21 protein-coding genes are annotated in these 25,014 nt (G+C 67.3%); 16 read left to right on the forward strand and 5 right to left on the reverse strand.

The window, feature by feature from the left end; translation table 11 throughout:
• Positions 1 to 85: 85 nt before the first annotated feature.
• The gene (locus tag QX124_RS16145; protein WP_315776847.1) at positions 86 to 1,897 is read right to left on the reverse strand and encodes an ABC-F family ATP-binding cassette domain-containing protein; all 1,812 of its coding nucleotides are present in this window, start codon (positions 1,895 to 1,897) and stop codon (positions 86 to 88) included.
• Between the two features lie 4 nt (positions 1,898 to 1,901).
• Entirely contained in the window at positions 1,902 to 2,405 is a 504-nt protein-coding gene (locus tag QX124_RS16150) for a YaiI/YqxD family protein (protein WP_315739167.1), read from the reverse strand.
• Between the two features lie 125 nt (positions 2,406 to 2,530).
• On the opposite strand from QX124_RS16150, the gene QX124_RS16155 reads away from it, so the two are divergent.
• The gene (locus QX124_RS16155; protein WP_315797686.1) at positions 2,531 to 3,331 is read left to right on the forward strand and encodes a hypothetical protein; all 801 of its coding nucleotides are present in this window, start codon (positions 2,531 to 2,533) and stop codon (positions 3,329 to 3,331) included.
• A 454-nt stretch (positions 3,332 to 3,785) separates the two neighbouring features.
• On the opposite strand, the gene QX124_RS16160 is transcribed toward QX124_RS16155, so the two are convergent.
• Positions 3,786 to 6,161 carry a xanthine dehydrogenase family protein molybdopterin-binding subunit gene (locus QX124_RS16160; RefSeq protein ID WP_315797687.1) on the reverse strand — a complete coding sequence of 792 codons (2,376 nt, stop codon included), beginning with the start codon at positions 6,159 to 6,161 and terminating at the stop codon, positions 3,786 to 3,788.
• A 200-nt stretch (positions 6,162 to 6,361) separates the two neighbouring features.
• On the opposite strand from QX124_RS16160, the gene QX124_RS16165 reads away from it, so the two are divergent.
• The 8 genes from QX124_RS16165 (at position 6,362) to QX124_RS16200 (ending at position 13,607) form a co-directional block, all read left to right on the forward strand.
• Positions 6,362 to 7,435: a Ppx/GppA phosphatase family protein gene (locus QX124_RS16165; RefSeq protein ID WP_315797688.1), complete on the forward strand. Its 1,074-nt coding sequence runs from the start codon at positions 6,362 to 6,364 to the stop codon at positions 7,433 to 7,435.
• A gap of 236 nt (positions 7,436 to 7,671) precedes the next feature.
• On the forward strand, positions 7,672 to 8,367 hold the full coding sequence (locus QX124_RS16170; protein ID WP_315757912.1) for an RlmE family RNA methyltransferase: 696 nt from the start codon (positions 7,672 to 7,674) through the stop codon (positions 8,365 to 8,367).
• Positions 8,368 to 8,467: 100 nt separating this feature from the next.
• Positions 8,468 to 8,746 carry a DUF3551 domain-containing protein gene (locus tag QX124_RS16175; RefSeq protein WP_315797689.1) on the forward strand — a complete coding sequence of 93 codons (279 nt, stop codon included), beginning with the start codon at positions 8,468 to 8,470 and terminating at the stop codon, positions 8,744 to 8,746.
• 81 nt (positions 8,747 to 8,827) lie between these two features.
• The gene (locus QX124_RS16180) at positions 8,828 to 9,187 is read left to right on the forward strand and encodes a hypothetical protein (protein ID WP_315739174.1); all 360 of its coding nucleotides are present in this window, start codon (positions 8,828 to 8,830) and stop codon (positions 9,185 to 9,187) included.
• Between the two features lie 168 nt (positions 9,188 to 9,355).
• Positions 9,356 to 10,324 (forward strand): Bug family tripartite tricarboxylate transporter substrate binding protein, encoded by a 969-nt coding sequence (locus tag QX124_RS16185; protein ID WP_315797690.1) that lies wholly within the window; start codon positions 9,356 to 9,358, stop codon positions 10,322 to 10,324.
• The gene (locus QX124_RS16190) at positions 10,321 to 10,815 is read left to right on the forward strand and encodes a tripartite tricarboxylate transporter TctB family protein (RefSeq protein ID WP_315776840.1); all 495 of its coding nucleotides are present in this window, start codon (positions 10,321 to 10,323) and stop codon (positions 10,813 to 10,815) included. Before QX124_RS16185 ends, QX124_RS16190 begins: the two co-directional genes overlap by 4 nt.
• On the forward strand, positions 10,815 to 12,314 hold the full coding sequence (locus QX124_RS16195; RefSeq protein ID WP_315739179.1) for a tripartite tricarboxylate transporter permease: 1,500 nt from the start codon (positions 10,815 to 10,817) through the stop codon (positions 12,312 to 12,314). Before QX124_RS16190 ends, QX124_RS16195 begins: the two co-directional genes overlap by 1 nt.
• A 234-nt stretch (positions 12,315 to 12,548) precedes the next feature.
• The gene (locus QX124_RS16200; protein WP_315797691.1) at positions 12,549 to 13,607 is read left to right on the forward strand and encodes an acyltransferase; all 1,059 of its coding nucleotides are present in this window, start codon (positions 12,549 to 12,551) and stop codon (positions 13,605 to 13,607) included.
• Here the strand turns inward: QX124_RS16200 and QX124_RS16205 are convergent.
• The gene (locus tag QX124_RS16205; protein ID WP_315797692.1) at positions 13,592 to 15,016 is read right to left on the reverse strand and encodes an O-antigen ligase domain-containing protein; all 1,425 of its coding nucleotides are present in this window, start codon (positions 15,014 to 15,016) and stop codon (positions 13,592 to 13,594) included. The genes QX124_RS16200 and QX124_RS16205 overlap by 16 nt on opposite strands.
• 348 nt (positions 15,017 to 15,364) lie before the next feature.
• On the opposite strand from QX124_RS16205, the gene QX124_RS16210 reads away from it, so the two are divergent.
• Positions 15,365 to 16,555, forward strand: coding sequence for a sialate O-acetylesterase (locus tag QX124_RS16210; RefSeq protein WP_315797693.1), 1,191 nt, complete (start codon positions 15,365 to 15,367; stop codon positions 16,553 to 16,555).
• Between the two features lie 14 nt (positions 16,556 to 16,569).
• Here the strand turns inward: QX124_RS16210 and QX124_RS16215 are convergent, their stop codons facing one another.
• Positions 16,570 to 18,057, reverse strand: coding sequence for an MDR family MFS transporter (locus tag QX124_RS16215; RefSeq protein ID WP_315797694.1), 1,488 nt, complete (start codon positions 18,055 to 18,057; stop codon positions 16,570 to 16,572).
• Positions 18,058 to 18,192: 135 nt separating this feature from the next.
• Here QX124_RS16215 and QX124_RS16220 point away from each other — a divergent pair, with 135 nt between their 5' ends.
• The 6 genes from QX124_RS16220 to guaA all read left to right on the forward strand — a co-directional run.
• Positions 18,193 to 18,441 carry a hypothetical protein gene (locus tag QX124_RS16220; RefSeq protein ID WP_315797695.1) on the forward strand — a complete coding sequence of 83 codons (249 nt, stop codon included), beginning with the start codon at positions 18,193 to 18,195 and terminating at the stop codon, positions 18,439 to 18,441.
• Between the two features lie 277 nt (positions 18,442 to 18,718).
• Positions 18,719 to 20,206: an IMP dehydrogenase gene (gene guaB / locus QX124_RS16225; protein WP_315739185.1), complete on the forward strand. Its 1,488-nt coding sequence runs from the start codon at positions 18,719 to 18,721 to the stop codon at positions 20,204 to 20,206.
• A 155-nt stretch (positions 20,207 to 20,361) separates the two neighbouring features.
• A complete protein-coding gene (locus QX124_RS16230) occupies positions 20,362 to 21,384 on the forward strand; it encodes an NADP-dependent oxidoreductase (RefSeq protein WP_315797696.1) in 1,023 nt (340 codons plus the stop codon).
• A 136-nt stretch (positions 21,385 to 21,520) separates the two neighbouring features.
• The gene (locus tag QX124_RS16235) at positions 21,521 to 21,856 is read left to right on the forward strand and encodes an MAPEG family protein (RefSeq protein ID WP_315780998.1); all 336 of its coding nucleotides are present in this window, start codon (positions 21,521 to 21,523) and stop codon (positions 21,854 to 21,856) included.
• 13 nt (positions 21,857 to 21,869) lie between these two features.
• Entirely contained in the window at positions 21,870 to 23,171 is a 1,302-nt protein-coding gene (locus QX124_RS16240; protein WP_315797697.1) for an RsmB/NOP family class I SAM-dependent RNA methyltransferase, read from the forward strand.
• A 473-nt stretch (positions 23,172 to 23,644) separates the two neighbouring features.
• A partial coding sequence (gene guaA, locus QX124_RS16245) for a glutamine-hydrolyzing GMP synthase (protein ID WP_315797698.1) occupies positions 23,645 to 25,014 on the forward strand: 1,370 nt, incomplete at its 3' end.

A 25,014-nucleotide genomic window follows, 5' to 3' on the forward strand; every position in this document is an offset into this window, starting at 1 on the left:
AGCCCTGGATTGCTTCCGCCGTCGCCCTTCGGGCTATGGCGGACATGTCGCTTCGCTCGCAATGACGAAGTGATTTCGATGAACGTCACGCGCCCTCGATCTCCTCGCGCAGCACTTCGAGCTCCAACCAGCGGTCTTCGGCGGCGGTGAGCTCGGCTTGCGCAGTGGCGATCGCGAGGGAGGCGGCGTCGAATTTCTTGCGGTCTTTCGCATACAGCGCGGGGTCGGCGAGCACGGCCTGCTGCTTGGCGATCTCGGCTTGCAGCTTGGCGATCGTCTTCGGCAAGGTCTCCAGTGCGTGCTTCTCGTTGAAGGAGAGCTTGCGCTTCGGCGCGCTCGCAGGCGCCGCGGCCGCGTGCTTGGTTTCCTTCTTCTCCTCAGCCGCCTTGGCATGCTGGCGCTTCAGGTCGGCGCCGCGCTGCGCCAGCATGTCGCTGTAGCCGCCGGCGTATTCCTGCCATTTGCCGTTGCCCTCGGGGACGATCACCGAGGTGACCACGCGATCGAGGAAGTCGCGGTCATGGCTGATCAGGATCACCGTGCCCTCGTAGTCGCCGAGCATGTCCTCGAGCACGTCGAGTGTCTCCAAGTCGAGATCGTTGGTCGGCTCGTCCAGCACCAGCAGGTTCGATGGCTTGGCCAGCGCGCGCGCCAGCATCAGCCGGCCGCGCTCGCCCCCGGAGAGCACTTCGAGCGGCGTGCGCATCTGCTCGCGCGAGAACAGGAAGTCCTCCATGTAGCCGACGACGTGCTTCGGCTTGCCGGCCACCATGACGTGATCGCCGCGGCCGCCGGTCAGCGCTTCGGCGAGCGTCGTCCGGGGATCGAGGCTCTCGCGGTGCTGGTCGAGCGTCGCCGTCTCCAGATTGACGCCGAGCCGGATGCTGCCGCTGTCCGGCTCGCTGCCGCCGGTGAGCAGGTTGACCAGCGTGGTCTTGCCGGCGCCGTTGGGGCCGACGATGCCGATGCGGTCGCCGCGCTGGATGCGGATGGAGAAGTTGTCGACGATCTTGCGATCACCATAGCTCTTCGATGCGCCCTTCGCTTCGATCACCAGCTTGCCGGACTTGTCGGCCTCGGCCGCGGCGAGGTTGGCGGCGCCCGCCGTGCCGCGATAGTCGCGGCGCTGCTGGCGCAGCGCATGCAGATTGGCGAGCCGTTTGACGTTGCGCTTGCGGCGGCCGGAGACGCCGTAGCGCAGCCAGTGCTCTTCGTTGACGATCTTGCGGTCGAGCTTGTGCTGCTCGCGTTCTTCCTCCGCCAGCACCTCGTCGCGCCACGCCTCGAACGCCGCAAAGCCGCGGTCGATCTGCCTGATCTGGCCGCGGTCGAGCCACGCTGTCGCGCGGGACAGATTGGTGAGGAAACGACGATCGTGACTGATCAGCACCAGCGCCGAGCTTCGGCCGTCGAGCTCGTTCTCCAGCCACTCGATGGTCGTGAGGTCGAGGTGGTTGGTCGGCTCGTCCAGCAGCAGGATGTCGGGGTTGGGCGCAAGCACGCGCGCCAGCGCCGCGCGGCGCGCCTCGCCGCCGGAGACATGCGCGGGATCTTCTTCTCCAGTCAGTCCGAGCTGCTCGACGAGATAGCGCGCCTGATAGTGATCGTCGCCCGGGCCGAGCCCGGCCTCGACATAGGACAGCGTGGTGGCATGGCCGGAGAAATCCGGCTCCTGCGGCAGATAGCGAACCGTGGCGCCCGGCTGCACGAAGCGGGTGCCGCTGTCGCATTCGACGAGGCCGGCGGCGATCTTGAGCAGCGTCGACTTGCCGGAGCCGTTGCGGCCGATCAGGCAGACGCGCTCGCCGGGCGAGACCGACAGTTCGACGCCCTGCAGCAGCGCGGTGCCGCCGAAGGTCAGGCGGATGTCTTTGAGTTGGATGAGAGGCGGCGCCATATCTCTAGCTCTGCTGCTGGACCCGCGCCGCGCGCTGGCGCTGCAGGCGGCGGATCGTGGTATCGAGGGTGGAGAGGAAGGTGGAGCGGTCGCGCGGCGTGAACGAGCGCGGGCCGCCGGTCACCTCGCCCGATGACCGCAGATCGGTCATGAGGTTGCGCACAGCGAGCGTCATGCCGATCGACTCCTCGGTGAACGGCTTGCCGTTCGGTGCGATCACGGCGCTGCCGGCCTTGACGCAGCGGCTCGCCAGCGGAATGTCCGCGGTGATGACGACGTCGTCGGCGCCGGCGCGCTCTGCGATCCAGTCGTCCGCGGCATCCATGCCGCTGCCCGCCGCCACGCGCGTGATCAGGGGATCCTCGGGCACGCGGATGAAGCCGCCCGCAACCACGATCACTGGCAGGCCGTGGCGGATCGCGACGCGATAGATCTCGTCCTTCACCGGACAGGCGTCGGCGTCGACATAGATCGTGACAGGGGCGAGCTCGGCGGTTTCGGTCGTCATCTGGCGTTCTGCTGGGGGTGGCCGGTTGGTACCCCATCGCCAGCCAAATTGCGAGCCAAACGCTGGCCTTGCCAGGACCTTTCCGGCCGTTACCATCGCCCGAAAAGGGTCAAAGGGAGGCAAGGATGGCAGACGGAATCGCGGCGTATGCGGTCGAGGCGTTCAACACGGCCAAGCAGTCCGAGAACAAGATGCACGACGACCGCGTGGCCCGGCGGTTCGGCTTCGCCGGCGGCCTCGTGCCCGGCGTCGAGGTGCTGGCCTATATGCTGCATCAGCCGGTCGCGCGCTGGGGGCGGGCGTTCCTGGAGCGTGGGCTGATCGAGGCGCGGTTCACCAAGCCGGTCTATGACGGCGAGATCGCCGAGGTCAGGGCGGAGGAGGTCGGCGACGGGCTCCGCCTGGAGGTGACGAGTAAAGGCGAGATCTGCGCCACCGGTTCCGCGTCGCTGCCCGCGTCGGCGCCCGACATCGCTCTGGCCGAATATCGAGAGGTTCCAGCCGCGGCGGTGCGGCCGCTCGTCGGTGCGGAGTCGTTCGCTGTCGGCAGCTGGCTCGGCACGGCCCCACGCGCGTGGCCGGGACAGGCGGCCACCGCCTATCTCTCTGAGATTCGCGAGCGCGATCCGATCTATGCAAACGAGCGGCTTGGTCATCCGGGCATGTTGCAGAGGGTGATGAACCGCCTGCTGGTCGACAACATCGTGCTAGGTCCGTGGATTCATGTCGGCAGCCGCATGCAGCTGCTGTCGGCGGTTGCCGAAACCGACGAGATCACCGCGCGTGGCCGGGTGGTCGCGAACTACGAGAAGAAGGGCCACCGCTTCGTCGAGATCGATGCGCTGGTGGTGGCGAACGGCACGCGGCCGCTGGCGCACTGCCACCATGTGGCGATCTACCAGCCGCGCGCGCAGGCGGCGGCGTAGTGGTAAAAGGCAGGCGGCATCCATAAGGCAGCTGTCATGCTCCGCGCAGGCGGAGCATCCAGTACGCCGCGACGTCTCGGCTGAATCGTAACCGCCTCGGAGTATTGGATCGTCCGCATGCGCGGACGATGACAGTTGAGATTGGGGCATGCTGGTCGCCCCACACTCCCGTCATTGCGAGCGCAGCGAAGCAATCCAGACTGTCTCCGTGGAAGGATTCTGGACTGCTTCGCTACGCGCTACGCTCGCAATGACGTGGAGAGGACCCGCAGCCCGATCGACAGTCCGTAGTCCGGATGCGCGCGCGCCGGCGCCCAGCGGGTGCAGGCGGGAGCGACATCCGGGTTCACCGATACGGCCCGTGAGACCCCGCATATCGCTGCGCTCGTGCGGGCTACGGGCTTTTCGTTTAGCAATGAGATGTTTTCGCCTCATCGCGAGCGCAGCGAAGCAGCTACGCCGCGGTCTTCGCCTTGCCGTCCTGGATCGCGCGCCAGAGCTTCTCGGTGGTCAGCGGCATGTCCAGGTGCTTCACGCCATAGTCCGACAGCGCGTCGATCACGGCATTGATCACACTCGCCATCGAGCCGGCGCAGCCGGCCTCGCCGCAGCCCTTGGTGCCCAGCGGGTTGCTCTTGGCGGGCACCGGATGGTTGTCCACCGTCATCATCGGCACGTCGGAGGCGCGCGGCAGCGCGTAGTCCATCAGCGAGCCGGTGATCGGCTGGCCGCTCTCGTCGTAGCGCAGATGCTCCATCAGCGCCTGGCCGATGCCCTGGGCGACGCCGCCATGCAATTGGCCGGCGACGATCATCGGATTGATCACCGTGCCGAAGTCGTTGATTGCGGTATACGCGACGATCTGCGCGACGCCGGTGTCCGGCTCGATCTCGACCTCGCAGACGTGGCAGCCATTGGGGAAGGTCGACTCCGCTACCGTCGAGTTGTGGTCGACGTCGAGCGAGGCCGGCACGCCCTCGGGCATCTTGCCCTCGCGCAACCGGCGCGCCAGCTCCATGATGTCGATGCTGCGGTCGGTGCCGGCGATGGTGAACTGGCCGTTGGCAAACTCGATGTCGGCTTCCGAGGCTTCGAGCAGATGCGCGGCGGCCTGCTTGCCCTTGGCGATCACGAGCTGCGAGGATTCGACGATGGCCTGGCCGGTCGCGGTGATCGAGCGCGAGCCGCCGGTGCCGTTGCCGAACCGCACGAGATCGGAATCGCTCTGCTCCAGCCGGATCTTGTCGAAGGGCACGCCGAGTTGCGCCGACAAGACCTGCGAGAACGGCGTGGCGTGGCCCTGGCCGTAATCGAGCGTGCCGGTCGTCAGGGTCACTCCGCCATCGGCGTCGAAGGTGATCTTGCCGAGTTCGCCTGACGGCGGCGCGGTGACCTCGAGATAGGAGCCGACGGCGATACCGCGCAGCTTGCCGTTCTTGCGGCTCTCGCGCTTGCGCTTGGCGAAGCCGGCGTAGTCGGAGACCTGCAGCGCCTTCTCGAACACCGCGGCGAAGTCGCCGGAGTCGTAGGTGACGCCCGACGCGGCCGGGAACGGCATCTGGCTCGGCTTGATGAAGTTGCGCTTGCGGATGGTGAGACGGTCGATGCCCATCTCGCGCGCGGCGGTGTCGATCAGCCGCTCCATGAAGTAGTTCGCCTCGGGACGGCCGGCGCCGCGATACGCGCCCATCAAGGTGACGTTGGTCAGCACGGTCTTGATATCGACGCCGAGCAGCGGCGTCTTGTAGACGCTGGCGAGGTTCTTGCCGGTGTTGAGCGACAGCGGCAGCGGCGCCACGCCCATGATGTAGGCGCCGAGATTGCCATAGCCGGAGAGCCTGACAGCGAGGAACTTGCCGTCGGCGTCGAGCGCCAGCTCGCCATGGATGATCTGGTCGCGACCCTGGCTGTCGGACAGGAAGGCGGTGGTGCGCTCGTCGCGCCATTTCACGGGGCGGCCGAGCTGCTTCGCCGCGTGCAGAATGCAGACGTATTCGGGATAGGAGACGTTCTTCATCCCGAAGGAGCCGCCGACATTGGTGGTGAGGATGCGGACCTTGTCCGGTGCGACGTTGAGGATCTTGGCCAGCGTCGCCTTGTTGCCGGACACGCCCTGGGTCGGCACCTGCAAGGTGAAGCGCTCGGTCTTGCCGTCGAACGCGGCGAGCGCCACGCGCGGCTCCATCGACACCACGGCGACGCGGGTGTTGACGATGTCGAGCTTGGTGACGTGCGCGGCCTTGGCGAAGGCCTCTTCGATCTTGGCCGTGTCGCCGTAATGATAATCGAGCGCGACGTTGTTGGGGATATGGTCATAGAGCTGCGGCGCGCCGGGCTTGGCGGCTTCCTCGGCATTGGTGACCGCGGGCAGGGGCTCGATATCGACCTCGACCGCCTCGGCCGCGTCGCGGGCCTGGGCCGCGGTCTCCGCCACCACGAACGCGACGGGGTCGCCGACGAAGCGCACCTTGTCGGTGACGAGCGCCGGCCGGTTGGTCTGCAGCAGCGGCGAGCCGTCCCGGCCCTTCAGCGGCAGGCCGCAGGTGAACGGGCCATAGTTGGCTCCGGCGAGGTCGGCTCCAGTCCACACCCCGAGCACGCCGGGCATGGCCTTGGCGGCCGCGGTGTCGATCCTCTTGATGATGCCATGGGCGTGGCTGGAGCGGACGATCCAGGCATGGGCCTGGCCGGGCAGGTTGAAATCGTCGGTATATTTGCCGTGACCGCGCACCAGCGTGTCGTCCTCCTTGCGCCGGACCGGCTGCCCGACGCCGAATTTCTGCAGCGCGATCGCGTTTTCGAGGGAGGCCGGGACGGTGTGATCTTGCATGAATGAGGGTCCAAGAGGCTGGATTGGTCGCAAATGCGGGCTGTTCCCAGATAGTGCAGCGCCCGCGGCCGGACAACGGTTGATTAGGAATGGTGCATCACGCCTGACGGAGGGGCTGTTGCGCCGGCGCTATCCACTGATAATGTCTCATGAAAGAGAACTTCCATCTGGGCCGGTTCGGCCAGCGGAAAGACATTTGAATGATCAATGACACGCGGCTGCGGGAGAGTCCCACGCCGCGCGGGAACCTGGAGCCCGGCTTGCGTCCGGGTCTGGACGTCGCGACGCCTTCCTGCGCCAGCAATGGCAGCAGCGTCTACGCGGCCCTGGACCTCGGAACCAACAATTGCCGGCTCCTGATCGCCTGTCCTTCGGGCGACAGTTTCCGCGTGGTCGACTCCTTCTCGCGCATTGTCCGGCTGGGCGAGGGCATCTCGACCACCGGCTGCATCAGCGATGCGGCGATGGATCGGGCCATCGCCGCGCTCAGCATCTGCCGGGACAAGATCCAATCCAAGAAGGCCAGCCGCCTGCGTCTGATCGCGACCGAGGCCTGCCGGGCCGCCTCCAATGCGGAGGGGTTCCGCAGCCGGGTGGCAGCGGAGACCGGCATCGAGCTCGAGGTGATCGACCGCGAGACTGAGGCGGCGCTGGCCGTCAAGGGCTGCGCGCCGCTGCTGGATCCAGGCGGGCGCGGGGCCATCCTGTTCGACATTGGCGGCGGCTCCAGCGAGCTGGTGCGGATCGAGCGCGATCCGGCCGACCGCAGCGCCGAGCCGCGGATCAAGGCCTGGATGTCGATCCCGCTCGGCGTCGTGACGCTGGCCGAACGCTTCGGCGGCCGAGACGTGACGCCGGAGATCTATGCCGCCATGGTCGAGGCCGTGGCCGAGCATGTCGGGCCGTTCGCGGCCGAGAACGGCGGCGACCTCTCCGACATGCATCTGCTCGGCACCTCCGGCACCGTGACGACGCTCGGCGGCATTCATCTCAACCTCGCCCGCTACGATCGGCGCCGGGTCGACGGCATCTGGATCAACGATGCCGACATCACGACGACGATCGCCAAGCTGCTGGCGATGAGCTACCAGGACCGCGCCGAGAACAACTGCATCAGCATCGACCGCGCCGACCTCGTTCTGGCGGGCTGCGCCATTCTCGACGCGATTCGCTTGGCGTTTCCGCTGCCGCGGCTGCGCGTCGCCGATCGCGGCCTGCGCGAAGGCATGCTGGTCGAGATGATGCGCGAAGACGGTGCGCTGCGCACGGCGTAGCGACTTCACCCTCCCCTGGAGGGGGAGGGTCGTCTCACATGGAGCGCAGCGCAATGTGAGACGGGGTGGGGTGAGTTCCACGAGCAGTCTTCGTGTGGCTCACCCCACCCCGATCGCTCGCTTCGCTCCCGATCGACTCTCCCCCTCCAGGGGAGGGTGACCTTTGTAGTTCCGCCAGACCTCGAGCATGGACGGATTTTCGCCTCCCGCGTCTGGTCACGACGACCGAGAAACACATGGCAAAAGACACGACCGGCCGCATGCATGTGCAGGTCAAGACCGGAGGCAAGCGCAAGCTGTCCTCGAAACTCTGGCTGGAGCGCCAGCTCAACGATCCCTATGTCATCAAGGCCAAGCGCGACGGCTATCGCTCACGCGCGGCCTACAAGCTGCTCGAGATCGATGACAAATACCGGCTGCTCAAGCCCGGCATGACGGTGGTCGATCTCGGCGCTGCGCCTGGCGGCTGGAGCCAGATCGCGGCGCGTCGGGTCGGGGCCGAGGCCGGGAAGGGCAAGGTGGTCGCGATCGATCTGCTGGAGATGGGCGAGATCCCCGGCGTCACCTTCACCCAGCTCGATTTCCACGCCCAGGATGCGCCGGAGAAGCTGACGGCGATGATCGGGGGCCGCGCCGACGTCGTGATGTCCGACATGGCCGCCAACACCACCGGCCACCGCAAGACCGACCAGCTCCGCATCGTCGGTCTCGTCGAACTCGCCGCGCATTTCGCCAGCGAGGTGCTCAAACCGGGCGGCAGCTTTCTCGCCAAGACGTTCCAGAGCGGCGCCGATGCCGACTTGATGGCGCAGCTCAAGCGCGATTACGCCAGCGTCCGCCACGTCAAGCCGGCGGCGAGCCGACAGGATTCGTCGGAGCGCTACGTGCTGGCGATGGGTTTCCGCGGCGGAGAGCAGGCCGACCTGTTGTAATGTCGTCATTGCGACCGGCCAGCGCCGGCGATACAGAGCAGATGCAACAAGGTCTCGGGAATCGGCTTGGGCCGACGAGACTCGTTCCGGAGGTCCCGAAATGCGCGTCCTGACCTGCAGCGCTGTCGCGGTCGCTTTGACGGTGGGCTCGGCCATATCGGGGCCGGCTCACGCCCAGGCCTACGATCCGCGCTATCCCGTGTGCATGAAGGTCTATGAAGGCGGCCGGTTTGGCGGTGGCGAGTGGATCGACTGCAGCTATACGTCGCTGCCGCAATGTCGCGCGACGGCGTCGGGCCGTGCGGCGATGTGCGATCTCAATCCCTTCTACGCCCCGCCGTCGCCTCCGCCGCGCCGCGCGCATCGGCGGCATCGCTGAAACATTTCATGACGGAACGGCCGTTGCCGTGCCGCAATCGAACTGAAGATTCGAGACCCTCGTACCCATCGGGCTGCCGTGATGCCGCATCGTTTCATCGTCGCGATCGTGATGCTTCTGCTGCTGGTCCCCGCGATCGCGACCGCGGCGCCGTCGCACAAGCGCAAGGCCCACCGCTGGCAGGGCTATGGCTTCCTGCCCGGCTATAAGCAGCCGCCCAACAACAGCCTGCCGCTCTATGCCGACAAAGAGGCCATGCGCAACGGGCCGCGCGGCAGCCGTCGCCACTGGTATATCGACGGCACGCCGAAATACATGCTCTACAACGGCGAGTGGCATTATTTCGGCCAGCCAGGCTTCTATCGTGGCCATTATAATGGCGGCAGCTTCGGCCCGTGCTGGACGCGGACGCCAGTGGGGATGGTCTGGACTTGCGGTTAGGCCGCTCCTCCCACAACCGTCTCGTCCTCCCAGGGCTGCTGCTGCAACGCGGGCGAAGGCGCGAGCAATCCCGTCTGGACAGCGGCCGCATTTCCCGCTGAAATGCCGCTCGTGAGGGGCAAGAGAAGAAACGCGAGCCGTTCGTTCGGCCGACCGTGGAGGACCGCCTTGAATTCGTTCTGTACGCGCCTGTTCGGCGCCATCGTCGCTTTGAGCTTCCTTGCCGGTGCTCCGGCCTTCGCCCAGCAGCTCGAGCTGAAGGTGATGGCGCCGGCCGCGCCCGGCGGCGGCTGGGACCAGACCGCGCGGGCAATGCAGCAGGCCTTCGTGGCGTCGGGCGTGGCGCGCAGCGTCCAGGTCACCAACGTGGCGGGGGCGGGCGGCACCGTCGGCATCGCGCAGTTCGTCAACGGCGCCAAGGGCGACGGCAACCAACTGATGGTCAACGGCTTCGTCATGGTCGGCGCGCTCGCCATGAACAAGTCGCCGGTGACCTTGGAGCAGGTGACCCCGATCGCGCGCCTAACCGAGGAGATCCAGGTCATCGTCGTGCCCGCGAACTCGCCGATCAAGACGGCGCAGGATCTCGCCGCGGCGCTGAAGGCCGACATCGCCAAGGTCACCTTCGCCGGCGGCTCGGCCGGCGGCGTCGATCACGTGATGGCGGCGCTGTTCGCCGGCGCCGTCGGCGCCGACGCCAAGAAGGTCAACTACATCCCGTTCTCGGGCGGCGGCGAGTCGCTGGCGGCGATCCTCGGCGGCAAGGTCACGGCGGGCATTTCCGGCCTGTCGGAATACGACGGGCAGATCAAGAGCGGCAAGCTGCGCGCCATCGGTGTGTCCTCGGAGAAACGCATTCCAGGGGTCGACATCCCGACCTTCAAGGAGCAGGGCATCGACCTCGTGCTCGCCAATTGGCGTTCGGTGGTCGCGGCGCCCGGCATCACGCCGGAGCAGAAGAAGACGCTCAGCGAGGCCGTCGAGAAGATGGTGAAGTCGGATGCGTGGAAGGAGATCCTGAAGCAGAAGGGCTGGGATGACGCCTATCTTCCGGGTGATGCGTTCGCCGATTTCCTGAAAAAGGAGAACGTCCGCGTCACCGACGTGTTGAAGTCGGTCGGCCTCGTCAAGTCATGACGACGGAGAGTGCCGGCACCGAGACACCCGCCTCGGGAGGCGTCGACAAGGCCGGCATCGTCATTGCGGCGCTGCTGGCGGCTGTCGCACTCGTGCTTGTCTATGACGCCAATCAGATCCCGGCGACCACGATGTACGGCATGGGCCCGCAGGTCATGCCGGTCGTGATCGCGATCGGGCTCGGCATTCTTGCACTGGCCAATCTGATCGATGCCCTCAGAGGCAACCTGCCGCCGCGCGAGAGCTCCGATCCGAAGGCGGTGCTGTTGATCCTCGCCGGCCTTGCGCTCTTGATCGCGATCATCGGCTTCGGTGGCGGCTTCATCCTGGCGACCACCGCGCTGTTCGTGACGACGTCGGCCGCGTTCGGCCGGCGCGCCTTCGTCACCGATCTCGTCATCGGCGCGGTGCTGACGACGCTGATCTATCTCGCATTCGACCGCCTCCTCACCCTGAGCCTTCCCGCCGGTCCGCTCGAAAGACTGCTCTGATGGACACCTTTGCCGCGCTCGCGCATGGGATGGCGATCGCCGTTCAGCCCATGAACCTGCTCTATGCGCTGGTCGGCGTGTTCCTCGGCACCGCCGTCGGCGTGCTGCCGGGCATCGGGCCGGCGCTCACCGTCGCGCTGCTGCTGCCGGTGACCTACAAGCTCGATCCCGGCGGTTCGCTGATCATGTTCGCCGGCATCTATTATGGCGGCATGTATGGCGGATCGACCACCGCGATCCTGATCAACACCCCCGGCGAGAGCGCCTCGATGGCGACCGCGCTCGAGGGCAACAAGATGGCCAAGGCCGGCCGCGGCGGCCCGGCGCTGGCGACGGCGGCAATCGGCTCGTTCGTCGCGGGCACCATCGCCACCATCGGACTCGCGTTCCTGTCGCCGTATCTCGTCGACATCGCCGTGCGCTTCGGGCCGGAGGACTACTTCGCGCTGATGTGCGTCGCCTTCGTCACGGTGTCCGCGACGTTCGGCGATTCACCGATCCGCGGCCTCACCAGCCTGTTCATCGGCCTGACGCTCGGCCTGATCGGCATCGACAAACTGACGGGACAGGCGCGGCTCGCCTTCGGCGTGCCGGAGCTGCTCGATGGCGTCGAGGTGACGACCTTGGCGGTCGGCCTGTTCGCGGTCGGCGAAGCGCTCTACGTCGCCTCGCGCCGGCACCATAGCGAGGAGAAGATCGAGGCCATCAAGGGCTCGCTGTGGATGACGCGCGAGGATTGGAAGCGGTCGTGGAAGCCGTGGTTGCGCGGCACGATGTTCGGCTTTCCGATCGGCGCGCTGCCGGCCGGTGGGGCGGAGATCCCCACCTTCCTGTCCTATTCGACCGAGCGACGGCTGACCAAATATCCCGATCAGTTCGGCAAGGGCGCGATCGAGGGCGTCGCCGGTCCTGAGGCCGCCAACAACGCCTCCGCCGCGGGCACGCTGGTGCCGCTGCTGACCCTCGGCCTGCCCACCTCGGCGACCGCCGCGATGATGCTCGCCGGCTTCCAGCAATATGGCCTCAATCCGGGCCCGCTGCTGTTTGCCGAGCGGCCCGACCTGGTCTGGGGCCTGATCGCCAGCCTGTTCATCGCCAACACGATGCTGCTGGTGCTCAACCTGCCGCTGGTCGGTCTGTGGGTGAAGCTGCTCGCGATCCCGACGCCCTGGCTCTACGCCGGCATCCTCGTGTTCGCCACGATGGGGACGATCGCCGCAAAGCCGTCCGTGGTCGAATTGTCGATGCTGGCCGGCTTCGGCGTGCTCGGCTTCCTGATGCGCCGCTTCGATTTCCCGATCGCGCCGGTCGTGGTCGGGCTGATCCTCGGGCCGATCGCCGAGAGCCAGTTGCGGCGGGCGCTCGCGATCAGCCTCGGCGATCCCATGACCCTGCTGCAGTCGCCGATCTCTGCCACTCTGCTGGCGGTCGCGCTGATTGCGCTCGTCGCGCCGTTCGTCCTCAAGGGACTCGGGCGCTTCAAGGCGAATGAGGATTGAGTGTGGCGCGCAAGCCGAACCGCGCCACCTCTGGTCGCGATCCCCGGCGTAGGCGCAGCCATCCGGCAGAGGCTTATCGGTTGGTTAAGACTAACGCGAGAATACCCCCGATGTCCTGGCAGGCGCCGACGGCGCTGCAAAGCCGGCTGCGCTATGACTTGGATGAATGCGGCGCTGACTTCGCAGGATCGCAAACCGGACGCGGGCTGCGCGACAGGGTAGGACATATCGGGCGTGGAGGCTGGAACGCAGAGGGCAACGGCTGACACCGCGCGCACGGCGTGGATCGATTTCGCGCGCGGCCTCGGCGTCATCCTGGTGGTCTACGGTCACGTGCTTGGCGGTCTGGTGCGCCCGGGCATCTTCCCGGATGGAGCCGTCGCGCGCTGGATGGACTACACGCTCTACACGTTCCACATGCCGCTGTTCTTCTTCCTGGCCGGCTTGAATGTGCAGCACAGCTTGCGGCGCGGCGCGCGTCCCTTCCTCACGTCCAAGCTCTGGACCATCGCCTATCCCTACGTGCTGTGGTCGCTGATCCAGGGCGGGATCACGATGCTGCTGGCACGGGATGCCAACATCCCGATCCATCCCGGCGATCTCGCCGCGATCTGGTATCGTCCGATCGCGCAGTTCTGGTTCCTCTACGCGTTGATGATCTGCCACGTGATCGCGGTGCTGGTCCCGTCGCGGACGGTCTTGATCACGCTCGCGCTGGCCGGGCTCTGCGTGTTCCTCACGCTGCCGATCCGGCCTGACCTCGCGCTCACCCTGCATCATCTGCCGTTCTACGTTGCGGGCGTCTACGGTGTTCGCGTGGTGGCGGAATGGCGGCCGTTCGGCTGGTCCGCGTTGGCCGTGATCGGGATCGCGTTTGCGGCCGCAGTGGCGTTGGGCGGCCAGCTGTCCGGCATGGACGCCAACGGGCTCGCCTCCCTGCCGGCCTGTGTGCTCGGGATCGCCGGCACGGTCGGGCTCTGCAAGCTGCTCGCGCCAACGAGCCATCGCTGGCTTGCGGCCGCAGGCGTCGCGTCGATGACGATCTATGTCCTGCACATCCTCAGCGGGTCGGGCATGCGCATCATCATGCTCAAGCTGCACATCCCGCCATCGCCATGGGTCTATCTGTTGGCCGGTACGGCGGCCGGTGTCGTGCTTCCTCTGATGGCGCATGCCATCCTGCAGCGGCTGCATCTGCTGCCGGTCTTCGGGCTTGCACCGCCGGCCTCCCGGAAGTCGCAGGCCGCAGTGATCGCGCCGCGCGTTGCAACGTCCGATCAGGCGCCGGCCTGATGCTGCCGAGCGGCGACGGTGCGCCGTGCGCCGCCGGCCATCTGGTCGAGCGGACAGGCCATGGCGACGAGCATCCAGAACAGCGCCGAGACCTCGCCGGAGGAGATGCTGGTCAGCGGCAGCTGGATCAGCAGCGCACTGATGGCGAGCGCGCCGAGCACGGCGCCCTCGCGCGTCGGCATCCGCCAGGCGGCGCCGGTGGCGGCGAGCCCGACCCAGACATAGGCTGCGAGGCAGATCAGTCCGACCGGAATGCCCATCGTCACCCAGCTTGCGATGATCTGCCCGTCGATCGGCATCGCGCCGGCGACGCCGACGTCGGTGATGGTGAAGCCCGATCCCAGGACCATGCTGTTCGGCGCATTCCACAGCGTGACGAACTCATCCAGCCGCTCGCTGCCGCTACTGTCCTGCGACACGCTGCCGAGCGATTCCAGACGAGAGGTGATGACCTCCGCGAACGGCGTGAACATGACGGTGACGATCACCGCGCCGACCAGTCCGACCGTGATCGATACGGCACGACGCCGCGTCGCGGGGAACAGCATGCAGAACAGCACGCCCACCGCGAGCGTGATCCAGCTGGTGCGGTAGAGCGACAGCAACAGGCCGAGCGCCGCCGGCGCCATCGCCGCCAGTGCCAGCCATCCCGGGCGCAGGAAACCCACCAGCAGCAGACCCGTGGCCGTGAAGGTCGCGTAGCTGGCCGGGCCGTTCATCGTGCTGAACACGCGCACCATGTAGGGCAGCGGATAGCCGGCCGAGGTGATGCTGGCGTTCACCATCCAGAACCGATCCCAGCCTTGCGGATCGACATATTGCCAGATGCCGTAGAGGCCGGTGAGCGGCAGCACCAGCAGGAACACGCGCGTGATGGCATCGAGCAGGGCGCCGTCGGATTGCGCCCGCTGCTGCAGGGCGATCGCATAGAGTACGGGCGCGGCCCATTTCATTCCGCCATTGGCGGCGTTGAACCAGTCGTTCTGGAAGATCGAAAGCGCGCCGCCATAGACGATGCAGGCGAGGATGATGAGCGGCGCCACGAGCCAGGGATTGCCCGGCCTGTCCTTGTCCGAGGGCGAGAGTGCCAGACTCGGAACTGGCGCGATGATGAACAGCAGGGGGCCGCTCAACATGATGCCGGACGAATCGAATCCTGCGGAGATGTCGACCAGGCGGCGCACGAAAGGAGCGAAGGCGAACATCAGGATCGCCGACTGAACGTGGGCTTCGGGGCTGCGACGCCACGCGAACCAGCCGGCGACCGCGCAGCCGAGCACGAAGGCCGGCCTGACAAGGCCGCCGAGTGCGGGCACGGCGAGCACCGTCGCCGCGAGCAGAAGCGCGGTTGGCCAACAGTCCGTCGCCAGGGTGGCGAGCGGCCGTGCATCGATTCGGCTCTCCTTCATGGAGGCGGACTATAATGGAAAAGGCGGCTCGCGCCGTATCCACGAAACAGGGCGGTGCCGGCGTGCATAACGAGATTGGCGCTCCTCGGTTCTTCCGCACGAACGCGGGGCTGCTTTCACATGGATGATACCAACGGGAGTGCGCCCTGTGGCCGTCCTTCGAGACGCGCGCCAAGGGGCGCGCTCCTCAGGACGAGGTCTGTGTTCGGAGCGCGATCCAAGCCCCTCATGGTGAGGAGCGCCGCTTGCGGCGCGTCTCGAACCATGAGGCCCGGAACGGCTGGAAGTCATATGCAAGCTCTGGAACAGAGGTGATATCCAAGGTTGGCGACGAAGAGTGACTGGAACATGAACCTGCGTGTATCAATCGTCGTACTTGTCGCAGCGTGGTTCGCCTCGTTCGCTGCCACGGCCGGCGCTGCGGAGGTGCTGCCGGCTCGCGACGTCTGCCAGCCGACAACCTCTGCCAGGTCACGCGACGGCAATTGCGTTCCCTGCGCCGTCGGACCGATCTCGACCCGCCCAGGCTTCCTGGCGCTGCTGGAGCAGATGCGAACGCGGCGCGCCGCCTTTGCCGACATCGACCGTCGTATCGACGGCGCGAGCAGCGACCCGGAGGTGCAGAGCCTGCTGCAGGGACGCAACCTTGCTCTTGCGCTGTACGGTTCTGACGCGGATTTCATCGCGGGCGGCAACGCCTCGCGCTGTCTCATGGGGGACAGCGAGGCTGCGCGTGCCAGGGCGACGCCAATTGCCTGCGACGCCATTCCGCGCGAGGGGCTGGTGGTGCTTCTGACCGCGGGCCAGTCGAACATCTCCAACACCGGCGCGCCCGATCAGAGTGGCCGGCTCTATCAGCCTCACAACCGGTTCTACAATTTCGACCGCTTCGACGGCCGCTGCTACGTGGCGCGCAATCCGTTGCTGGGAACGACGGGCGACGGCGAGAACGTCGCCACCCGGCTGGGCGACGAATTGATCGATCGCGGGCTGGCGAAGACGGTGCTGATCGCGCCGGCCGCGATCGGCGGCACCTATCTCGAGGAGTGGCGCGCCCGCGGCGGCAAGTATTTCGAGGTGCTGCTCGCAACCATCGCCGGCCTGCGCGAGGCCGGTCTCGAGCCGAGCGCGGTGCTCTGGCATCAGGGCGAGTCCAACGCCTTCGCCTTCTCGACGAACGGGGCGGAGGACGGCACGCATCTGCAAGTCACCCCGAAGATGAAGGAAGCGGGCCGGCTGTCGTACTTGCGGAACTATCTGGAGATCGTCGCCGGCCTGCGGGCGGCCGACGTGACGGCGCCGATCTTCGTGGCCACGGCGACGCTTTGCGGCAGCGTTCCCGACGAGATCATACGCTCGGCGCAGGCTGTCGTGCCGAACCCGGCGCTCGGCGTCCATCCTGGCCCGGATACCGATCAGATCGGGCTTACGCTGCGCCATGACGGCTGCCACATGAGCCGTGCCGGCACGGAGCTGCACGCGCGGATGTGGGCGGATCGCCTCGCCGAGTTCTGGAAGTCCGGCGCGAGGAGACCTTGACCGGAGAACGGTCGCTACCCCAGCCGCTGATCCCGCGCGTCATGGGTGGTTTCGCTGGCCGACTTGGTCGCGGCCTTCTCCGCGCCCTTCTCAGCGCCCTTGCGGCTCGCGATCGCAGCCACCTTACGGCCTGAGATCTCGCTGCCGGCGTCATCCGGCATCTGCCAGAACAGGATCGACGACAGCGCCGACGTGATCGCGACGACGATGAAGGCGGGCGCGAAGGACGACGCGGTGAGCTGGCTCGCGCCGTGCATCCACATCGTGGTCTCCACCGAGAACGCGCCGACCGCGACGCCGGCGGAGATCGCGAGCTGCTGGTTGACACTGGTGAGCGTGGTGGCGCGGCTCATCTGCGCAGTCTCGACCTCGGCATAGGCCACGGTGTTGATCGCGGTGAACTGCAACGAGCGGAAGAAGCCGCCGACCACGAGAATGATCAGGATCAGCAGCAGCGGCGTCGCCGGCGTGAACAGCGCGCAGGCGGCGAGGAAGACCGAGCTGACGACGGCGTTGACCGTCATCAGATGGCGGAAGCCGAAGGCGCGGATGAGGCGCGCGGCCAGCGCCTTCATGCCCATCGCGCCGGCCGAGGAGCCGAAGGTGACGAGGCCGGACTGGAACGGCGACAGGCCGAAGCCGAGCTGCATCAAGAGCGGCAGCAGGAAGGGCAGTGCGCCGATGCCGAGCCGGAACATGAAGCCGCCGACGATCGAGGCGCGCAGGGTCGGCAGTCGCAGCAGCGAGAAGTCGAGCACCGGCGAGTTGGTCCGCCAGGAGTGGCGGACATAGAGCGTCATCGAGATCGCGCCGATCGCGACGAGACTGCCGACCACCGACCATGGCAGCAAATTGAGGCCGGCGACGGAGAGGCCGAAGGCGAGACCGGCGAGGCCGATGCCGGCCAGCACCATGCCATAGAGATCGAACGGCTCGGGGTTCTCGCTCTTGATCGGATCGATGAAGCGCAGCGCCATGATGATGCCGACGATGCCGATCGGGATGTTGATCAGGAAGATCCAGTGCCAGGAGAAATAGGTGGTGATGAAGCCGCCGACCGGCGGCCCGATGACGGGGCCGATCAGCGCGGGGATGGTGACCCAGGCCATCGCGCCGACCAGCGCGCTCTTGTCGACGGAACGCAAGAGAACGAGACGCCCGACCGGCGTCATCATCGCGCCGCCCATGCCCTGCAGGATGCGGGCGAACACGAAGTTCTCGACCGAGTTGGCAAAGGCGCAGCCGATCGAGCCGATCATGAACACGGCGACCGCGCTGGAGAACACGCGTCGCGCGCCGAAGCGGTCGGCGGTCCAGCCGCTGGCCGGGATGAACACCGCCAGCGACAGCAGATAGGAGGTGATGGCGAGCTTCAAGGTCAGCGGGCTGGTGCCGATGTCCCTGGCGATCGCCGGCAGCGAGGTCGCGATCACCGTAGAGTCCATGTTCTCCATGAACAGGGCGGTGGCGACGATCAGCGGAATGACGCGTTGCTTGTTCATCGGAGGTCGGCGGCGGGGGAGGGCAGGCGGGCGGTGCGGCTTTAACACCCTGCGACGAACGAGGCCATTGCGCTGCTGGCATGGCCCCCTAAATGCAGCGCGACGCTGTCGCGTCCCGTTGTTGGAGATGTGCCGATGATCTACCTGCTCGCCGCTCTGGTGCCGCCGCTGGGCCTGCTGCTCAACGGGCAGCCGTTTGCGGCGGTGTTCAACTTGCTGCTCTGCGTGGTGTGCCTGGTCCTCGGCCTGTTCTTCCACGTGCTGCTGCTGGTGCCCTCGGCTCACGCGCTGATCGCCGTGCACATGCGGCGGGAGGACCGGCGGCACCGCGAGGTGGTCGACGCGATCCGGCGCTACGGCCCGCCGCCGGGAGCCTGGCGCTGAGGCGCGGGTCCGGAGGCAAGCGGAATTTCTGCTCCGGATTCAGGGTATTCACGATCTTTTATTACGCGCGGCACGCGAATGAGGGCCGTTGTCAGCCGTTCTTCGCAATCGCGGGAGGATGGTGGATCGGCCCTTTGATTCGTCACAGGCCCATGCTATCGACCCGCGTCAACCCCACCGATGGGCACCGATTCGACGGCGAGGCATGGTCTCGACAGCGGCGTCGCTCATCCGTACCCGCATCGCGGCCGTTTTGGCCGCAGACAAGGAGTTGACGATGGCGACCGTCCAGACACTTCGCGAAGCCTTCACCTTCGACGACGTGCTCCTGAAGCCGGGCCTCTCCGATGTGCTTCCCTCCGAGGTCGACATCCGCTCGCGCGTGACGCGCGAGATCCCGCTCAACATTCCGATCATGGCGTCCGCCATGGATACCGTCACCGAGGCGCGCATGGCGATCGCCATGGCGCAGGCCGGCGGTGTCGGGGTCATCCACCGCAATTTCGATCCCGAGGGCCAGGCCGCCCAGGTGCGCCAGGTCAAGAAGTTCGAATCGGGCATGGTGGTGAACCCGCTGACCATCTCGCCGGACGCAACGCTCGCCGACGCGCTGGCGCTGATGAAGGATTACGGCTTCTCCGGCATCCCGGTGGTCACCGGCGGCGGCAAGGGCATCCCCGGCAAGCTGGTCGGCATCCTCACCAATCGTGACGTGCGCTTCGCCACCGATCCGCGCCAGAAGATCTCCGAGCTGATGACGCACGAGAACCTCGTCACCGTGCGCGAAGGCGTCGGCCAGGACGAGGCCAAGAAGATCCTGCACAAGCACCGCATCGAGAAGCTGCTGGTCGTCGACGATCAGTACCGCTGCGTCGGCCTGATCACCGTCAAGGACATGGAGAAGGCGGTCGCGCATCCGCTCGCCTGCAAGGACGGCCAGGGCCGCCTGCGTGTCGCGGCCGCCACGACGGTCGGCGAGGGCGGCTTCGAGCGCACCGAGCGGCTGATCGAGGCCGGTGTCGACCTCATCGTGGTCGACACCGCGCATGGACATTCCTCGCGCGTGCTCGAGGCGGTCAACCGCATCAAGCGCATCTCCAACGCCGTGCAGGTGATCGCCGGCAACATCGCCACCCGCGACGGCGCGCAGGCGCTGATCGATGCCGGCGCTGACGCCGTCAAGGTCGGCATCGGCCCGGGCTCGATCTGCACCACGCGCATCGTCGCCGGCGTCGGCGTGCCGCAGCTCACCGCGATCATGGATGCGGTCGAGGCGGCCAAGAAGGCCGACGTGCCGGTCATCGCCGACGGCGGCATCAAGTTCTCCGGCGACCTCGCCAAGGCGCTCGCCGCCGGCGCCGATGTCGCCATGGTCGGCTCGCTGCTGGCCGGCACCGACGAGACCCCCGGCGAAGTGTTCCTGTGGCAGGGCCGCTCCTACAAGGCCTATCGCGGCATGGGCTCGGTCGGCGCGATGGCGCGCGGCTCGGCCGACCGCTACTTCCAGCAGGACATCAAGGACACGCTCAAGCTCGTGCCGGAGGGCATCGAGGGCCAGGTGCCGTACAAGGGCCCGGTCGGCAACGTCATGCACCAGCTCGCCGGCGGCCTCCGTGCCGCCATGGGCTATGTCGGCGCCAAGGATCTCGGCGAGTTTCACTCCAAGTCCGAGTTCGTCCGCATCACCGGCGCGGGCCTGCGCGAAAGCCACGTGCATGACGTGACGATCACGCGCGAAAGCCCGAACTATCCGGGCGGGGTGTAAGCGACGCTTGCTCTCTCCGTCATTGCGAGCGAAGCGAAGCAATCCAGGGCGGCGCGTGAAGCCCTGGATTGCTTCGTCGCTTCGCTTCTCGCAATGACGGCGCCCGTGGGGCTACCAGCATCGACCGTCACAACCAACAAAAGAGGAAACATCCCATGTCCCAAGCCAAGCGCATCGTTCTCGCCGCACGTCCCGTCGGCGAGCCCAAGCCGTCCGACTTCCGCCTCGAGGAGCACGCCGTTCCGACGCCCGGTGCTGGCGAAGTGCTGCTGCGCACGATCTGGCTGTCGCTCGATCCGTACATGCGCGGGCGCATGAGCGACGGGCCGTCTTATGCCCAGCCGGTGCCGGTCGGCGGCGTGATGGAGGCGGGGACCGTGTGCGAGGTGGTGGCCTCCAACAATCCCGGCTTCAAAGCCGGCGACATCGTGCTGGCGCGCGCCGGCTGGCAGACGCATGCGATCTCCGACGGCAAGGGCCTCGCCAAGGTCGACCCGGCGCTGGCGCCGATCTCGACCGCCGTCGGCGTGCTCGGCATGCCCGGCATGACCGCCTATACCGGCCTGCTCGACATCGGCCAGCCCAAGCCGGGCGAGACGGTGGTGGTCGCCGCGGCGTCCGGCGCGGTCGGCTCGGCCGTGGGCCAGATCGCCCGGATCAAGGGCGCCCGCGCCATCGGCATCGCCGGCGGCAAGGACAAATGCGACTACGTTCGATCCGAGTTCGGCTTCGACGACTGCCTCGACCATCGCGATCCCGATCTCGCCGCCAAGCTCAAGGAAGCCTGCCCGAAGGGCATCGACGTCTATTTCGAGAATGTCGGCGGCCCGGTGTTCGAGGCGGTGTTCCCGCTGTTCAACGCCTTCGCCCGCATGCCCGTCTGCGGCCTGATCGCCCATTACAACGACACCCAGTCGGTGGCGCCGAAATGGGCCGGCGCGCTGATGCGCAACGTGCTGACCAAGCGGCTCACCATCCGCGGCTTCATCGTCTCCGACTTCGCCTCCCGCCATGGCGACTTCCTCAAGGACATGTCGGCCTGGGTCCGCGACGGCAAGGTCAAGTACAAGGAGTACGTCACCGAGGGCCTGGAGAATGCGCCGTCAGCGTTCATGGGCCTGCTGAAAGGTGCCAATTTCGGCAAACAGCTGGTGCGGGTCGGGCCGGACAATGCCTGAGCCACTCCTGATGTGAAAGTTCGGCCCAGTCGCAGAAAAACGGGAACCACGGGGGCTTGTCGGGAGTCCCTTGGGAACCGGTTCAATCATGACGGCCCGGCATCATGCCGGGCCTTCGACTTCCAGGGGGATTCTCATGTCGCTGACCATGGTGCTGCTGCCCGTCTTCGTCGAGGTCGGGCTCACCTTCGCGCTGCTGTTCTGGAACAGGACGCGGGCGCAAGCCACTGACGCCGCCGACGAATTCGGCCTGCCGACCCTGTTCTACGCCCTGATCGCCATTGCGCTGCCGCTGCGCCACGCCGATCTGGTGATCGTGCTGCTGTCCTGGGTGTTCGTGGTGACCCGCTTTGTCAATGCCGGCCTTGTCAGCGGCGCCAAGGACGACCGCGGGCTCGCCTGGACCGCCTCGGCGCTGGTGCTGCTGGCGATGTGGCTGTATTTCGCCCTCAAGATCCTTCTCCTGATCTAGAACTGGACCCTGAATGACCCCCGCCGCCCGGCTGTCCGCCGCCATCGACATCATCGAAACCATCGAGGCCGACAGGGCGCCGGCGGCCAAGGCGCTGAAGGACTGGGGCACCAGCCACCGCTTCGCCGGCTCCGGCGACCGCGCCGCCATCGCGGGCCTCGTCTGGGACGTGCTGCGCCGCCGCGCCTCCAGCGCCTACCTGATGGAGGACGACACGGCGCGTGCGCGCGTGCTCGGCATGCTCAAGCTCGAGCGCGGCCTCGATGTCGCGACCATCGGTGCGATGTGCGACGGCAGCCGCTTCGCCCCGCCGCCGCTCAACGCGCAAGAGGAGAAGGCGCTGGCCACGCGCACCACCGAGGGCGCGCCGCCGCCGGTCGCCGGCGACTATCCCGACTGGCTTGATCCGTATCTCGCCGCCGTGTTCGGCGACGACCGCGTTGCGGAAGCCATGGCGATGGCCAGCCGCGCGCCGCTCGATTTGCGCGTCAACACGCTCAAGGCCAAGCGCGACAAGGTGCAGGCCTCGCTGAAGCATCTCGGCGCTGTGCCGACGCCATGGTCGCCGATCGGCCTGCGCATCACGCTCGGCGCCGACGCCCGCAATCCCGGAATCCATGCCGAGGAGGATTTCATCAAGGGCGCCATCGAGGTCCAGGACGAGGGCTCGCAGCTCGCGGCGCTGTTCACCGCCGCCAAGCCCGGCGAGCAGGTGATCGACCTCTGCGCCGGCGCCGGCGGCAAGACGCTGGCGCTGGCCGCGATGATGGGCGGCAAGGGCCGCCTGATCGCCACCGACCACGACAAGCGCCAGCTGGCGCCGATCCACGAGCGCCTGTCGCGTGCCGGCGTCCACAACGCCGATGTGCGCAGCCCGAAGGGCGACGCCGACCCGCTCGCCGATATCAAGGCCTCGGCCGATCTCGTCGTCATCGACGCCCCCTGCACGGGCACGGGGACCTGGCGCCGCAACCCCGACGCCAAATGGCGCATGCGCCCCGGCGCCCTCGAGATCCGTCTCAAGGACCAGGCCGAAGTGCTTGATCGCGCGGCCTCCCTGGTCAAGCCCGGCGGCCGCATCGCCTACATCACCTGCTCGGTGCTGCAGCCCGAAAATGGCGACCAGGTGAGAGCGTTCGTGGAGCGGCATCCGGAGTTCGCGGTTCAGCCCCCGGAGCAAACCGCCACCGTCCTCTGGGACAAGGCCGAGGCCTTCGCCGAGGCCGCGCTGAAGACGCCGGAGGGCTGGCTGATGACCCCGCGCCGGACGGGTACGGACGGGTTCTTCGTGTCGGTGCTGAAGAAGCAGGCGTAGCCGCACCCACACCGCCGTAGGGTGGGCAAAGGCGCTGCCGCGCCATGTCCGCGCACGACAATGGCAATGGCGTCGTGCCCACCGTGTCGCCGCGGTGAACGCCGCCCGACGGTGGGCACGGCGCGCACCGGCGTGGACCAAACGGAAGGCCTGCCACGCGCCTTTGCCCACCCTACGGCCCCCCCGCCGCGAACATTCCCCGCTGTCGTCCCGGGCAAGCCCCGCGCGCGTAGTGCGTGGGGCGCCGACCCGGGACCCATACTCCGCGGCCGTCGTCTGGCGCGAGCTGTGGCCACAGCGTGCCCGAGCCCCGCGTCCTGTGGCTATGGATCCCGGCTCGGCGCGAACTGGCGCAATGCTGCGCATTGCCCCAGTCCGCTTGGCCGGGACGACAGCGGTGGGTGGGGTACGCACCGGTGAATCGCTTGCTGGCAAGGGTTGCGAGACTCCCCGCCGCGGCGTAATTGCTTGCCATGACAGCCCAAGACAACGCCCCGAACACCTCCGCCGCCGCCGACACCTCCGTGGCCGCGCTCCATGACAAGATCCTGATCGTCGATTTCGGCAGCCAGGTCACGCAGCTGATCGCGCGCCGGGTGCGCGAGGACGGCGTGTATTGCGAGATCGTGCCGTTCCAGAAGGCGGAGGCCGCCTTCCGCGAGATGCAGCCCAAGGCCGTGATCCTGTCCGGCGGCCCGGAATCGGTCCACGAGGCCGGCTCGCCGCGCGCCCCGCAACTGATCTTCGATTCCGGCGTGCCCGTGATGGGCATCTGCTACGGCCAGATGACGATGGCCGCCCAGCTCGGCGGCACCGTCGAGGGCGGCCACCACCGCGAGTTCGGCCGCGCCGATGTCGAGGTGAAGACCGCAAGCCGCCTGTTCGAGGGCGTCTGGCAGACCGGCGAGCAGCACCAGGTGTGGATGAGCCATGGCGACCGCATCACCCAGATGCCGCCGGGCTTCTCGGTGGCCGGCGTCTCGCCCAACGCGCCGTTCGCCGTGATCCAGGACGAAGCGCGCAAGTACTACGGCCTGATGTTCCACCCCGAGGTGGTGCACACGCCCGACGGCGCCAGGCTGATCCGCAACTTCGTCCGCAACATCGCCGGCCTCGGCGGCGACTGGACCATGCACGCCTTCCGCGCCGAAGAGATCAAGAAGATCCGCGCGCAAGTCGGCAAGGGCAAGGTCATCTGCGGCCTCTCGGGCGGCGTCGACTCCGCGGTTGCGGCCGTGCTGATCCATGAGGCGATCGGCGACCAGCTCACCTGCGTGTTCGTCGATCACGGCCTGCTGCGCCTCAACGAGGCCGAGACCGTCGTCGATCTGTTCCGGCACCACTACAACATCCCGCTGGTGCATGTGGACGCCTCAAAACTCTTCCTCGGCGAGCTCGCAGGGGTCACCGACCCCGAAGCGAAGCGCAAGACGATCGGACGCCTCTTCATCGACGTGTTCGAGGCGGAAGCGAAGAAGATCGGCGGCGCCGACTTCCTGGCGCAGGGCACGCTCTATCCCGACGTGATCGAGAGCGTCTCCTTCACCGGCGGCCCCTCGGTGACGATCAAGTCGCACCACAATGTCGGCGGCCTCCCGGCGCGCATGAACATGAAGCTGGTCGAGCCGCTGCGCGAATTGTTCAAGGACGAGGTCCGCGTGCTCGGCCGCGAGCTCGGCCTGCCGGACGTGTTCGTCGGCCGCCACCCGTTCCCGGGCCCGGGCCTCGCCATCCGCTGCCCCGGCGAGATCACGGTCGACAAGCTCGACATCCTGCGCAAGGCCGACGCCATCTACATCGACGAGATCCGCAAGGCCGGCCTCTACGACACCATCTGGCAGGC

Source organism: Bradyrhizobium sp. SZCCHNRI3043 (assembly GCF_032377735.1).
Taxonomy (GTDB): Bacteria; Pseudomonadota; Alphaproteobacteria; order Rhizobiales; family Xanthobacteraceae; genus Bradyrhizobium.

Coding starts and splice junctions, on each gene's coding strand:
- QX124_RS16155 (WP_315797686.1), top strand. CDS start 2,531: ATGGCAGACGGAATCGCGGCGTATGCGGTCGAGGCGTTCAACACGGCC.
- QX124_RS16195 (WP_315739179.1), top strand. CDS start 10,815: ATGGACACCTTTGCCGCGCTCGCGCATGGGATGGCGATCGCCGTTCAG.
- QX124_RS16165 (WP_315797688.1), top strand. CDS start 6,362: ATGATCAATGACACGCGGCTGCGGGAGAGTCCCACGCCGCGCGGGAAC.
- QX124_RS16220 (WP_315797695.1), top strand. CDS start 18,193: ATGATCTACCTGCTCGCCGCTCTGGTGCCGCCGCTGGGCCTGCTGCTC.
- QX124_RS16205 (WP_315797692.1), bottom strand. CDS start 15,016: ATGAAGGAGAGCCGAATCGATGCACGGCCGCTCGCCACCCTGGCGACG.
- guaB (WP_315739185.1), top strand. CDS start 18,719: ATGGCGACCGTCCAGACACTTCGCGAAGCCTTCACCTTCGACGACGTG.
- QX124_RS16160 (WP_315797687.1), bottom strand. CDS start 6,161: ATGCAAGATCACACCGTCCCGGCCTCCCTCGAAAACGCGATCGCGCTG.
- QX124_RS16210 (WP_315797693.1), top strand. CDS start 15,365: ATGAACCTGCGTGTATCAATCGTCGTACTTGTCGCAGCGTGGTTCGCC.
- QX124_RS16240 (WP_315797697.1), top strand. CDS start 21,870: ATGACCCCCGCCGCCCGGCTGTCCGCCGCCATCGACATCATCGAAACC.
- QX124_RS16180 (WP_315739174.1), top strand. CDS start 8,828: ATGCCGCATCGTTTCATCGTCGCGATCGTGATGCTTCTGCTGCTGGTC.
- QX124_RS16235 (WP_315780998.1), top strand. CDS start 21,521: ATGTCGCTGACCATGGTGCTGCTGCCCGTCTTCGTCGAGGTCGGGCTC.
- QX124_RS16190 (WP_315776840.1), top strand. CDS start 10,321: ATGACGACGGAGAGTGCCGGCACCGAGACACCCGCCTCGGGAGGCGTC.
- QX124_RS16230 (WP_315797696.1), top strand. CDS start 20,362: ATGTCCCAAGCCAAGCGCATCGTTCTCGCCGCACGTCCCGTCGGCGAG.
- QX124_RS16170 (WP_315757912.1), top strand. CDS start 7,672: ATGGCAAAAGACACGACCGGCCGCATGCATGTGCAGGTCAAGACCGGA.
- QX124_RS16145 (WP_315776847.1), bottom strand. CDS start 1,897: ATGGCGCCGCCTCTCATCCAACTCAAAGACATCCGCCTGACCTTCGGC.
- QX124_RS16150 (WP_315739167.1), bottom strand. CDS start 2,405: ATGACGACCGAAACCGCCGAGCTCGCCCCTGTCACGATCTATGTCGAC.
- QX124_RS16175 (WP_315797689.1), top strand. CDS start 8,468: ATGCGCGTCCTGACCTGCAGCGCTGTCGCGGTCGCTTTGACGGTGGGC.
- QX124_RS16215 (WP_315797694.1), bottom strand. CDS start 18,057: ATGAACAAGCAACGCGTCATTCCGCTGATCGTCGCCACCGCCCTGTTC.